This window comes from Halomonas sp. BL6, from assembly GCF_006228115.1.
Lineage (GTDB): Bacteria > Pseudomonadota > Gammaproteobacteria > Pseudomonadales > Halomonadaceae > Vreelandella > Vreelandella piezotolerans.
This window is the reverse complement of the sequence record NZ_VDGL01000003.1, coordinates 315673-327917: the sequence shown is the minus strand read 5'-3', so window position 1 is coordinate 327917 and position 12245 is coordinate 315673. Positions and strand designations below refer to the sequence as shown.

General features: G+C 56.6%; 12 protein-coding genes. 6 read left to right on the top strand and 6 right to left on the bottom strand.

Features of this window, described 5'->3' with window-relative positions:
• Positions 1–12 precede the first annotated feature (12 nt).
• Together FHJ80_RS08260 and FHJ80_RS08255 are read right to left on the bottom strand one after the other, a co-directional pair.
• Positions 13–231, bottom strand: coding sequence for a hypothetical protein (locus tag FHJ80_RS08260; RefSeq protein ID WP_139526537.1), 219 nt, complete (start codon positions 229–231; stop codon positions 13–15).
• 229 nt (positions 232–460) lie between these two features.
• Positions 461–877 (bottom strand): hypothetical protein, encoded by a 417-nt coding sequence (locus tag FHJ80_RS08255; RefSeq protein ID WP_139526536.1) that lies wholly within the window; start codon positions 875–877, stop codon positions 461–463.
• Positions 878–1273: 396 nt separating this feature from the next.
• Between FHJ80_RS08255 and FHJ80_RS08250 the strand changes: the two genes are divergently transcribed.
• The 4 genes from FHJ80_RS08250 to FHJ80_RS08235 all read left to right on the top strand — a co-directional run bounded on the left by FHJ80_RS08250 (position 1274) and on the right by FHJ80_RS08235 (position 6218).
• The gene (locus FHJ80_RS08250; RefSeq protein ID WP_139526535.1) at positions 1274–2476 is read left to right on the top strand and encodes a glycine betaine/L-proline ABC transporter ATP-binding protein; all 1203 of its coding nucleotides are present in this window, start codon (positions 1274–1276) and stop codon (positions 2474–2476) included.
• Positions 2476–3312 carry a proline/glycine betaine ABC transporter permease gene (locus FHJ80_RS08245; protein WP_139526534.1) on the top strand — a complete coding sequence of 279 codons (837 nt, stop codon included), beginning with the start codon at positions 2476–2478 and terminating at the stop codon, positions 3310–3312. The genes FHJ80_RS08250 and FHJ80_RS08245 overlap by 1 nt, the downstream gene beginning before the upstream one ends.
• A gap of 161 nt (positions 3313–3473) precedes the next feature.
• Complete coding sequence (locus tag FHJ80_RS08240) at positions 3474–4346, top strand: glycine betaine ABC transporter substrate-binding protein (protein ID WP_139526533.1); 873 nt, start codon at positions 3474–3476, stop codon at positions 4344–4346.
• Positions 4347–4577: 231 nt separating this feature from the next.
• The gene (locus tag FHJ80_RS08235; RefSeq protein ID WP_139526532.1) at positions 4578–6218 is read left to right on the top strand and encodes a BCCT family transporter; all 1641 of its coding nucleotides are present in this window, start codon (positions 4578–4580) and stop codon (positions 6216–6218) included.
• Positions 6219–6296: 78 nt separating this feature from the next.
• Here the strand turns inward: FHJ80_RS08235 and FHJ80_RS08230 are convergent, their stop codons facing one another.
• The 3 genes from FHJ80_RS08230 to FHJ80_RS08220 all read right to left on the bottom strand — a co-directional run bounded on the left by FHJ80_RS08230 (position 6297) and on the right by FHJ80_RS08220 (position 9601).
• Positions 6297–7022, bottom strand: a complete 726-nt coding sequence (locus FHJ80_RS08230) for a 3'-5' exonuclease (RefSeq protein WP_139526531.1) — start codon at positions 7020–7022, stop codon at positions 6297–6299.
• A 1-nt stretch (position 7023) separates the two neighbouring features.
• Positions 7024–8934: a DUF294 nucleotidyltransferase-like domain-containing protein gene (locus tag FHJ80_RS08225; protein ID WP_139526530.1), complete on the bottom strand. Its 1911-nt coding sequence runs from the start codon at positions 8932–8934 to the stop codon at positions 7024–7026.
• 277 nt (positions 8935–9211) lie between these two features.
• The gene (locus FHJ80_RS08220; protein ID WP_139526529.1) at positions 9212–9601 is read right to left on the bottom strand and encodes a DUF4168 domain-containing protein; all 390 of its coding nucleotides are present in this window, start codon (positions 9599–9601) and stop codon (positions 9212–9214) included.
• Between the two features lie 146 nt (positions 9602–9747).
• Here FHJ80_RS08220 and FHJ80_RS08215 point away from each other — a divergent pair, with 146 nt between their 5' ends.
• Both FHJ80_RS08215 and FHJ80_RS08210 read left to right on the top strand, forming a co-directional pair.
• The gene (locus tag FHJ80_RS08215; RefSeq protein ID WP_139526528.1) at positions 9748–10671 is read left to right on the top strand and encodes a DMT family transporter; all 924 of its coding nucleotides are present in this window, start codon (positions 9748–9750) and stop codon (positions 10669–10671) included.
• A gap of 118 nt (positions 10672–10789) precedes the next feature.
• Positions 10790–11479, top strand: coding sequence for an EAL domain-containing protein (locus tag FHJ80_RS08210; protein WP_139526527.1), 690 nt, complete (start codon positions 10790–10792; stop codon positions 11477–11479).
• 42 nt (positions 11480–11521) lie between these two features.
• Here the strand turns inward: FHJ80_RS08210 and mtgA are convergent, their stop codons facing one another.
• Positions 11522–12238 (bottom strand): monofunctional biosynthetic peptidoglycan transglycosylase, encoded by a 717-nt coding sequence (gene mtgA / locus FHJ80_RS08205; RefSeq protein ID WP_139526526.1) that lies wholly within the window; start codon positions 12236–12238, stop codon positions 11522–11524.
• Positions 12239–12245 lie beyond the last annotated feature (7 nt).

The following is a 12245-nucleotide window of genomic DNA, read 5'->3' as shown; positions in this document are numbered from 1 at the left end:
GCTTTTTCATGCTTACTCCGGGTCACTCACGCCATCGCCGGGCGACTCACGTGTCGCTTGCCCATCATTCGCCATGGGGCCGGTATCCATGGGCTCTTGAGGTTCGTCGGTCGGTACTTCCGAATCGGTGGTCGGTGCTTCGGAATCACCGCAGCCTGTCAGCACGCCCGCCATGAGCAGTGCGCTCAACAGTAGCGCCGTCCCACGCGCATTGCGTAATCGTGACATCATGTCCATTCTCCTTCCTTGTTCATGGGCTAGCAGCCGCCAAAGCAGCGTCTGCTCCCCCTAACCTTAGCGGCTGTCGGGTAACTTGCAACCGCCCAAACTCACCGTCATACGCTTTAAACAAGCAAAAAAAGCCCCCGCGGGCGCGGGGGCGAAAGGATGATAAACCGTGTGGAGCAGCCGCAGGGAACAGACAGCTGGGTCGGCTTACCATCGTAGGGAGCGTTGACGGCTATTGGCCGTTAACCATGTCGTCTTCATCATCGGTACTGTTAACGTCGTCGGTAGTGGTATCGCTTGCACCGGGCATGGGATCGGTACCTTCACCGAAACCAGGGTTCTCTTCAGGATCATTGACAGCGCCCGTTTGCGTATTCTCACCCGGCATTGGCTCTTGCGTCGCCGCGGGATCTTCGCCTAAGCCCGGGTCTTCATTCATCGGCTCGTCTGCCATGGTAGGCTCGTTACCGGAAGCCGGAGCCGTCGTGGTCGTCGCGTCCTGCTCCATGGTGTCAGGTTGCTGCGCCGGGGGCATTTCCTCTTCGCCGTTGCCACACCCCGCCAGGGCCAAGGTGCTAACGGTTGCGGCTAACATGCACAGTGTCAGCACACGTGGACGCTTGCGCGATTGGCTCACTTGTTTATCCATAAAGATTGCCTCCTTTTTCAACTAACGTGCTTGCGTCACTTGCCAAGCTTTTCTAGAAAGATACTTTCACACTTCGTGCCAACATTGAAAAAAATAAATTTATTTTTTAAAAAACAGCAACTTATTAAAAAATCGTAGCCACCATTCGCTGTCACGACAGGGTCATGGTTGGGGGTTCAAAATGGCACATGTGGCGTAAATTGCCGGGGTGAGCAGGAGCGTTGTGGCACATCCTGCTCACTTATGTATAATAATTTGTAATAACTTGTTAAATATAATCTTAACTCCTACTTATGAACCGTTTTGTGTCGCTGCTTGCAGGAAGCACGTCTAGGCCGCAGGTAAGCGCGTTGAGTAACGACACAAGGCTGCTCATTCAATCAAAAGGCACCGCTGATGGACGAGACACGCCCTGTCAAAATTCAGGTACGCGGCTTGAGCAAGGTCTTTGGTAAACAGCCCAAAAAAGCTCTCGAGTTACGCGACCAGGGCCTCAAACGCCCTGAGATTCTCGAAAAAACCGGCCAAACCCTCGGCCTTTCCGATATCTCCTTCGACGTCTACGAAGGGGAACTACTGGTCATTATGGGCCTGTCTGGCTCGGGTAAATCCACGCTGATTCGCTGTTTGAATCGCCTGATCGATACGACCGAAGGCGAGATCATCATCGACGGAGAGAACATCCCCACGTTGGGTGAAAAAGCGCTGCTGGAGTGCCGCCGCCGTCATTTCTCGATGGTGTTTCAAAACTTCGCGCTTTTCCCTCACCGGACGGTACAGCAGAACGCCGAATTTGGTTTGGAGATTCGCGGGGTAGAGAAGTCCGAGCGGCAGTCGATCGCCCACAACGCGCTCAAGCAGGTGGGCTTGGAAGGCTGGGAAGACGCCTACCCCAACCAGCTATCGGGCGGTATGCAGCAGCGGGTAGGACTTGCCCGCGCACTGGCCAACGATGCCAGCGTACTGCTCATGGACGAGGCCTTCTCAGCCCTTGATCCGCTCATCCGCAAGGACATGCAGCAAGAGCTTCTGCAGCTGCAAACCAAAATGCAGAAGACTACGGTTTTCATTACTCACGACTTGGATGAGGCGCTCAATATCGGCGACCGCATCGTGCTGCTGAAAGATGGCGAGGTGGTGCAGATCGGTACGCCCGAGGAGATTTTGACCAAGCCTGCCGATGATTACGTGCGTCGCTTCATCGAAGGGGTCGATCGTTCTCGTATCTTGACCGCCGAAAGCGCCATGCGCCCGGTGCGCACCACCGCCCGCGACAGCGACGGCCCGCGTACGGCACTGCACCGCATGCGTGATCACAGCATCGACTCCATCTATGTGACCGACCGTGACCGCCAGCTATTGGGCTTGCTGGAGGCCGACGCTGCTAGCCGTGCCATCGAGGAGAAAGCCGACACCATCACCGATTACCTGACCCAAGATTTCCGCAAAGTGCCGCCAGACGAGCCGCTGCAGCATCTTTTCGCCATGTTCAGCGAGAAGAGCTACCCCATTGCCGTGGTCGATGAGCAGCAGCGCCTATTGGGCGTCGTGGTAAAAGGCGCAGTCCTGGATGAACTGGCACGAGCAGGAGAACAGTAATGGAGATAACACGCATTCCTTTAGGTAGTTGGATTGAATCCGGCCTGACATGGCTGACCAGCGAATACTCCGCCGTGACGCGCGGCATTTCGCGTATTACGCAAACCGGCATCAATAGTTTGAACGATAGCCTGATGTGGTTGCCCGAGTGGGCGTTGCTGGCGATCATTGCCCTGCTGTGCTGGAAACTGGCCAGCATGCGCTTGGCGATTGGCGCCACGGCTGGGCTTGCGTTGATCTGGAACCTAGGGCTTTGGAACCCGATGATCGAAACGCTGACGCTGGTGGTGATTGCCACACTAGTGGCGGTGGTCATCGCGCTGCCCGTAGGCATCGCCGCGGCGCTTTCCGAGCGACTCTACCGGCTGATCATGCCCGTGCTGGACTTCATGCAGACCATGCCCGCGTTCGTGTACCTGATCCCTGCCATCCCGTTTTTCGGCATTGGCTCGGTGTCGGCGATTTTTGCCACGGTCATCTTCTCCATGCCGCCCGCCATTCGCTTTACTACACTGGGCATCCGCCAAGTGCCGACCGAACTCATCGAAGCTGCCGACGCCTACGGTGCCACGCGAGGCCAAAAACTGTTCAAAGTGCAGTTGCCGCTGTCGCTGCCCACGGTGATGGCGGGCATCAACCAAACCATCATGCTGGCCCTGTCGATGGTGGTCATTGCCGCCATGATTGGCGCCGATGGTTTGGGTAGCGAAGTCTGGCGTGCCATTCAGCGCTTGCGTCCAGGGGATGGCTTCGAGGCCGGGATTGCCGTGGTCATTCTAGCCATGCTGCTGGACCGTCTGACGCAGTCGCTGCGCAAATCGCGCCGCTCGTCTTAGCATTGAGCGCTGCGTTGATTGGCATGCTTGAACCACCGGTCATGAATGACCATGCTGATCGATTCAAGCGATCATTAAGGTCAAGACCTTGAAGTAAGCAAAGAACGACCTCTTCATACCGCAGTGGCAAGTGCCACTGCCCATCAACAGGGAGCAAGTGAATGAAAACGCGTACGTTGAATCACCGCATCCGTCTCGCCTCTTTGGCCCTGGTCGCGGGTACCGGGCTAGCCGCTGGCAGCCTGGCCCACGCCCAAGATCAAGGCACGGTCAACTTGGCCTATGTCGAGTGGTCCTCTGAAGTCGCTTCCACTAACGTCATTGCTGCGGTTCTCGAGCAGGCAGGGTTCGAGGTGGAACTGACCTCGCTGTCCGCAGCGGCCATGTTCCAAGCCCTCTCCACGGGTGATGCCGATGCCATCGTCGCCGCCTGGCTGCCGACGACCCACGCAGACTACATGGAGCGTGTCGGTGACAATACCGAAGACTTAGGCCCCAATCTGGATGGCACCAAACTCGGCTTGGTCGTACCTGAGTACACCGACGTGGACTCCATCGCCGATCTGAACGACAACGCCGACAGCTTCAACGGCGAGATCATCGGTATTGACCCCGGTGCTGGCCTGATGGCACTCACCGAAGAGGTCGTGGATACCTATGACCTCGGGCTGAACCTGCGCAGCGGCAGCGGCGCCACCATGACGGCTGCTTTGGCCAGCGCCATCCAAAACGAAGAAGATGTGGTCGTCACTGGCTGGACGCCGCATTGGATGTTTGCTCGGTTCGATCTGAAATATCTCGAAGACCCAGAAAACGTCTACGGCGGTGCCGAGCAGATCCATACCGTCGTACGTAGCGGTCTGGAAGAAGACATGCCAGAAGCCTACGCCATTCTGGATGCCTTCGAGTGGACGCCCGAGCAGATGGGCGAGGTGATGCTGATGAACCAAGAAGAGGGCAGCGACCCCTACGAAAATGCCAAGCAGTGGGTAGAAGAGAACCAAGACGTGGTCGAGCAGTGGCTCAACGGCTAGTCATACTCTGCCCCGAGCGTTAAATGACAGAGGGCTTCGGCCCTCTGTCGTCGTTGTAAATGTGACGTTTTTTCGTGCTAATGTGCCCGCGCGTTGAACAAAGATTAAGCAACGTTTGCTACTGTTACTGATGTAATACACGCCTGCTAATGCATTTGTGATTGACCAGAAGGTAACTGCTGGTCCATCCAGGTGCGTTTGGCGGTTTCTGTCCGACATGGAGAGGCTCCCGTGGATAATCCTGACTCTAAGCGTCCCGCTGATGAGCCGGTATCAGAAGGCATCCCCGCCCCTGATGGCCCGGCTAACCTGATCGATACCGATTATGTGATCGGCCAAGACAACATTACGACGAGTGCAATGGGCTTCAACCTTGACCTACACGGCAAGGTATTCACCATTTCGTCACTCGTGGTGCTGCTGTTCGTCATACTCACCTTGGCACTGCAAGATACGATTTCGCCGATCTACGACGCCGTTTTTGGCTTCCTGACCGGCAATCTGGCTTGGTTCTTCATTTTGGCCGCCAATATCTTCGTCATTCTTTGCCTGGGTTTGATCGTCTCTCCCCTGGGTAAAATCCGCATTGGCGGGGCAGATGCCAAGCCGGACTTTACCTATGCCGGCTGGTTTTCGATGCTGTTCGCCGCCGGTATGGGCATTGGGCTAATGTTCTTTGGCGTCAATGAGCCGCTGACCCACTTCGGCACCTCTTTGGATGGTGGCGACTGGGCACCGCTGGCTGGCGCTGAGGGCGATACGGCAGGCGCAGCGGCGCTGGGCATGGCGGCAACGATCTTCCACTGGGGTCTGCATCCGTGGGCGATTTATGCCGTGGTGGCTCTGTCATTGGCGCTATTCTCGTTCAACAAAGGCTTGCCGCTCTCCATGCGCTCGGTGTTCTACCCGCTACTGGGTGAACGCGTTTGGGGTTGGCCGGGCCACTTGATCGACATTCTGGCAGTGTTTGCCACACTGTTTGGTCTGGCCACGTCACTGGGGCTGGGCGCTACCCAGGCCGCTGCTGGCTTGACCTATCTGTTTGGCGCGCCGGAAAGTGATATCACGATGATTCTGCTCATCATCGGTATCACGATGATAGCGATTGGCTCGATCGTTGCCGGTGTCGACAAGGGCGTACAGCTGCTGTCGAAAATCAACATCGCCATGGCTGCCGCGCTGCTGTTCTTCGTGATCGGTGTCGGCCCGACGCTGCTGATCGCGACCGGTTTTTTCGAGAACCTATTGAGCTACGTGGTTCATCTTCCGGCGCTGTCGAACCCCTTTGGCCGTGAAGACGCGAACTTTAGCCAAGGCTGGACGGCCTTCTACTGGGCATGGTGGATCTCCTGGTCTCCGTACGTCGGCATGTTCATTGCGCGGGTATCCCGCGGCCGTACCGTACGTGAGTTCCTGGTCTCAGTGCTGATCGTGCCGTCCGTCGTTTCGGTACTGTGGATGACGACCTTCGGTGGCACCGCCATCGATCAGTACGTCAGCCAAGGCATCGAGGCCGTGCGCGACGCAGGCGTGGATCTGCAGCTGTTCATCATGCTCGAGCAACTGCCGCTGTCACAGATCACCTCGTTCATCGCCATCGTGCTGGTCATCGTGTTCTTCGTGACCTCGTCGGATTCTGGCTCGCTGGTCATCGACTCCATTACCGCAGGTGGCAAGGTCGATGCACCGAAACCGCAGCGCGTGTTCTGGGCGATCATCGAAGGCGCGATTGCCATTGCACTGCTGCTGGGGGGCGGTTTGACCGCGCTGCAAACCATGGCCGTGTCGACCGGGTTCCCGTTCACCATCATTCTACTGGTGGCCTGCTACGCCATCATCAAAGGCTTGATGAGCGAACCCAAAGCAGTGTAAGTAACAGCTTCAACTCGGCAAGACGTCAACGGGCAGCCCAAGGGCTGCCCGTTTTATTATGCAAAGAAGGTGCGAGCGCTAACACCACAGCGCTTTTAAAGGCGTCTCAGGGCTATAGCGATTGGCGATTTGCGCCTGCAAAAGCTCGGCAGTGGCCAGAGCATCAATGAGCGCATGGTGGCCTTGGTAAACGGGTAAGCCGTAGCGCTCGCGGCTGGCGTTGAGGCGAATCGATACCGGCGGACGACCCAGCCAGCGGCGAAAGCGGGCCCACAGTGTTTGTCGATGCAACCGCGCTTCCAACGACATGGTATCGATCATGGGAAACAACACTCCCTCACCACGGCGCGCCTTCACCGCCGCATCGAGAAAAGGTCGCTCGATATTACGAAAGTGAACCACCACGACCCGCCCGGCCAACACCGCCAACAGCTCGTCTAGCACGCTATCCAAGTCTGGCGCATCGGCAATCTCCGAGTGCGTGATGTGGTGATACGCTATCGAGTCCTCATCTAACGGACGGGGCGGTTTCACTACCCAGTAACGGCGCTGAGCCATGGATATACGCCCTAACGTAAACGGCACGACGCCAATGCTGACGATCGCATGGCGTCGCTCATCGAGTCCGGTGGTTTCCATATCCAGCGCGACGAGCGGCACCTCGGACAGCGGCGTCTCGGGATCAGGCATCGGCGTATCGAAAAAGCGTATCAAGGTGTCATCTTTGGCCCGCTCGGCCCGAGCGGCCATATAGCCCTTCCAATCGGCTTGAGTGACCTTTTGGCGCGGACGAATACCGTGCATATCAGCGCCTCTGCCGTTGGGTGGGAACGGGGTAGCGGAACTTCAAAAACTTCTGAGCATTGCTCAACACCTGAAAAGCATCCTTTAGGGTGTGCCGTTCGCTGTCTTCTACGTTCTCCGGCTCGATATTATTGTCCGGCTCACGCTCCTCCTGCAGGTCGATCATTTGGTGACGGATCCGCGACATGCACAAGAACTCGAGCGCATAGCTGAGTTTGTCACTCACCCCGGTGGCTAGCAGCTGGGTTTTGCTGATGTCGTCCAACCGTTGAAAGGAGCTTTGAGCTTTAGAACCACAGGCCAAGGCATGCACACGAATCAAATCTACCATCGGCGCCGTGCCGCGCCGCTTGAGGTTGATGGAGTTGTTGTGCTTGCCATCTTTTTCCATGACGATAGTGCGGAAAAAGCCCAAAGGTGGGGTGCGATTGAGCGCATTACGCGCCATGGCCGCCAGGAACAGCGGTGATTTGGGAGCCGTTTGGGCAATTAAATCCTGCAGCGTTTCAACGAACAGGTCCTCCCCGTAAACACTATCGAGATCGAAAAAGATCGAGCTGTGCAGCAGCTTCTCGGGCGTTGGGTTCGCCATCCAGTCCTGGAAGTAGCGCTTCCATACCGCCAACGGCTGACGCCACTGCCGGTTGGTCGCCATGACATCCCCTTTGCAGTACGTATAGCCACAGGCGGCAAGGCCGTCGCTGACGAACGCGGCCAACGCATGGAAGTACTCATCATGCTCTTCGGCAACGAAGTCATCGGAGAGAATCAGCGCGTTATCCTGATCCGTGACGATGCTCTGCTCGTTACGCGCCATGGAGCCATTGACCATGAAGCAGTAGGGTACCGGCGGCGGACCCAACGTATCTTCTGCCAACTCCAGCAGTCGGCGGGTGAAGCTGCGGCCGATGGTAGAGAGCGCGCTGCCCACCATTTGCGAGTTTGCGCCCTCCTGCACCATGCGTACGAACGCTGCTCGAACGTCGGGCGCCAGCTTGGCAAGCCCTTGTGCACTGGACTGGTTGAAGATATTGCTCACCAGGTAGAGTCCGCTGTGCGTTTCGTAGCGAATGATATCGGATAGGTGCACCACACCCACCGGGCGCTGGCGGTAGAGTACCGGGAGGTGATGGACGTTGCTACGCAGCATGGTCAGCATCGCTTCATACACGGATGCATCGGACTGGACGGTAATCAGCCGCTCGGAGATGACCTCTCCCACAGGGGTGCTGGGCGATAGCCCCTCGGCCACGACCCGCGTGCGGAAATCGCTATCGGTGAGAATACCGCACATCTGCCAAATTTGGCCTTCGCTATCCTGAAAGCTATAGCGAGGGTTATCGCTCCCCTCTTTGATGACCAACACCGCAGACGCCTGGGCATCGATAATTTGCCTAGCCGCCTGCTGGACACTCGTCGTCGCCTCCACCATGACCGGATAGCGGGTGACCAGTTTGCGAATACGCGTCACCATCATGTCGTTCGACTTCTTCTGCTGCTCTGCGGCAGTTTCTAACCGTGGGCGCTCGAGTTCGACGAAGTCGGCAAAGTCATCGTCCTCTTCACATAGGCGCTGAAATACCGCGTCGGGAATAAAGTAAATCAGCGTGTCTTCAATGGCTTTGGCAGGAAAGCGAACCTTGTGATTTCGCAGCAGGCTGAAGTGACCAAAAATATCGCCCTCGCCCAAGCGGTTGTAGAGCTCTCCTTGGCGACGATACACCTCGACCGCGCCGCTGCGGATGTAGCAAAGCTCGTCGAGGGTATCGTTGAGCGCCAGAATATCGCTGCCCGTTTTGAAGTAGCTTACCTCTACCTGCTCGGCAATCGCATCCAGCAGTTCATCCGATAAGCCATCAAACGGGGGAAACTGCCCCATGTGCTGGCGTATTTCTAATAACTCGACGTCCATACGCTCTCCTGCTGGGCGCTGACTCTGTTGAACGGACGGTGCTTTGATGCATCATGGGACGACAATAGGCCGTCCTGGTCTCAGTGTGTCGTGAACATTCACCTTGGACAACCCTTTGAGGTGAAACGAAAGTGCCGGACTCAATGACCCGCACAAAAAAAGCCCAACGCATGTACGTTGGGCTTTGGTCGGCTTGCGGCGTGACAGTTACTTCGCTCGTTAAGGAAAATCTGGCACTATCCACATAGCCTTGGGTAAAACATTCAATTCATGGCCTTTACGACTGGCTAGCCATTTCCTGAACGCGCTGCATCATTTCTGGATCTTGCTGAATGGACTGACCGATTGCGTTGAACGTATCGACATCCAAGCCGCTATCTTCGACGACTTCGATCATGCGGTCGTTAGCTTCAGCGCGTACTTCCTGTTGTGCGGCTTCGTCTTCTGCTTCCTGCAGACGCTGTGTGTACTCTTGCGAGATCACGGCGATTTCTTGAGAAGCATCGGCGAACTGCTGTAGCTGCTGATCAGAAAAATCCTGAGTCGGGGCTTGTTGAGTAGCCATTGGGTCTTGCGCTTGACCGTCGGCTTGTTGGGCGTGAGCGGTGCCCGCCATCAGACCCGTCGCAAGAAGTGCAGCAGAGAACAAAGCAGTCATACGTTGCATGGTAAGAAACCTCATTGGCGCGTTATGAATGTGCCCAGTGTGACGCGTCGTTTGGGCGCTGGTTCAATCTTTTATGTAAAACTCAGTAACAAAAAGAACAAAGCGTAAGTCACCCAACTCACGAATCATGCTACTCCAGGAAGATTATGTCTATTAATTTCAGAAAGTTAACAGATAAGGACGCTGCCTCCCTTGGTTTGACTGCCATGCCAGGCCTGTTCGTTCTGTTGTGGAGTACTGGCTTTATTGGCGCAAAATTTGGCCTCCCCTACGCCGAACCCTTCACCTTTTTGTTCATCCGTTTCGTACTCACCCTACTGCTACTGACTCCCTTGATATGGGTAATGCGTATTTCTTGGCCTTCATCACCTACGTTATGGAAACATATTGCGGTATCGGGTTTGCTGGTCCATGGCACCTACTTAGGCGGTGTATTTTACGGTATCTATTTGGGCATGCCTGCAGGTCTGGCTGCGCTCTTGGTCGGCCTGCAGCCACTCCTCACCGCCGCCTGCGCAGGACCGCTGCTCGGCGAGCGGTTGACCAGACGGCAGTGGTTAGGCCTGTTGTTGGGATTGGTCGGCATCAGCTTGGTTCTGGGCAGTAAGCTGGAGCTCGGCAGCACGCTCTTTAGCGGCTTCGGGATGGGTGCGTTGGTGAGCGTGATGGCCGCCCTAGTGGGTATCTCGCTTGGCACCCTATACCAAAAGCGCTACTGCACCAGCATGCCACTGCTGTCGGGCGCAGCGATCCAGTACATGGCGGCAGGTGGACTGTTGGGCATTGGCGCCCTACTGTTCGAAAGCCGCGAGGTGGAGTGGAGCACAACGTTCATACTCACGCTTGGCTGGCTCGTGCTGATTCTCTCAATTGCCGCTATCCTGCTATTGATGGCCTTGATAAAGAAGGGGGAGGCTTCTCGTGTAGCGAGTCTCTTTTATCTGGTGCCTCCAGTCACGGCGCTTCAGGCGTGGTGGCTATTCGATGAGCGTTTGCCGCTGCTGGGATTGGCAGGCATGGTCATTGCCATTATCGGTGTGGTCATGGTGGTACGCCCCTCGACGACATAATTCGATACGAAAAAAACGAATCTTCCAGGGCTTGGAAAAAATGACTGCACAACCTCACTGCGCCAGGGTCGACGGCGTTTGCAACCGATGCGATACCCCAGTTCCCTTTGCGTTTACGATGGCCTTTCAACCCATTGTCGATGTTTCCCAACGACGAGTGGTGTATTACGAAGCATTGGTGCGCGGAGTTAACGGCGAATCGGCCTTTTCGATCCTGAATCAAGTGACCGATGAGCTGATGTATCGCTTCGACCAAGCCTGTCGCGTAAAGGCCATCGAGCTTGCCAGCGAACTGGGCATGACCGAGCGGCTGTCGATCAATTTTTTACCGAATGCCGTGTACGAACCGGAGGCGTGCATTCAGTCCACGCTCGACACGTCACGCCGCGTGGGCTGGCCCACCGAGCGGCTTAACTTCGAAATCACCGAAACTGAGCGTGTCGTCGATAGAGCGCATATGCGTAATATTATCGATAGCTATCGACGGATGGGGTTTACCACCTCGCTAGATGACTTCGGCAATGGCTACGCCAACTTGGATTTGTTGACCGACCTTCGCCCCGACACCCTCAAAATCGACCGCGAGCTGGTCATGGGCTGCGATAGCAACGTGCGTCGTCAGGCCATTCTCAAGAGCATGGTGTCATTGGCACGCACCCTAGGCACACAGCTCGTCGCTGAAGGGGTCGAAACCCGAGAAGAGTCCCGCTGCCTGCTGGCGCTAGGCATTTCCGTGCAGCAAGGTTACTACTTTGCGCGCCCTCAGATCGGCGAACTGCCTACCGTGGCACCCGTGCGATACGACTGAGCCAAGCGGCTCAGTCAAACGCCCACCTCATTACCTCTACGCTCATAGCCGCTCCAAGTAGGCCGTGCCGCCTAAATTGCGCATCTGCTGACGAATCCACTGGCTGCGACGCTCGACCTGGGCGTCGGGCCGGGAAGCGCTGCGAGTACGTGGGCTGGGTAGTATGGCGGCCAACAAACTAGCCTGACGCTCGGTCAACGCGCTGCCTGAAGCACCGAAGTAGTGATTGGCCGCCGCTTCCAAACCGAACACGCCGGTATCCCACTCGGCGACGTTGAGATACACCTCTAGAATTCGCTGTTTCCCCCAGAGCGTTTCGATCAACAGAGTGAACCACGCTTCTAGGCCTTTGCGTAACCAACTACGCCCGGTCCATAGAAACACGTTTTTGGCAGTCTGTTGGCTCAGGGTACTGGCGCCGCGCAGCCGCTCACCGTCTCGACTTGCTTCCCAGGCGCGACGCATTTCGACGAAATCGAACCCGCGATGCTGGGGGAACCGCTGATCCTCTGCGGAGATCACCGCCAGTTTGGCATTGCTAGACAGTTGCTCCCAACTACGCCACTGACGCTGAATGTCGATGGGCTCACTGTTGATCCAGCTCTGCACTTTACGCTCGACCATCACCATGGAGCCAGGCGGCGGTACGAAACGAAATAGCAGCACCAACGCCACGGAGAGCACCACGAACCCCAGCGCACCACGCCAGACAAGCCGCCATAGCAGACGAAGAAAACGGCGCAGCGCGCGATCGAGCATCTCGGAA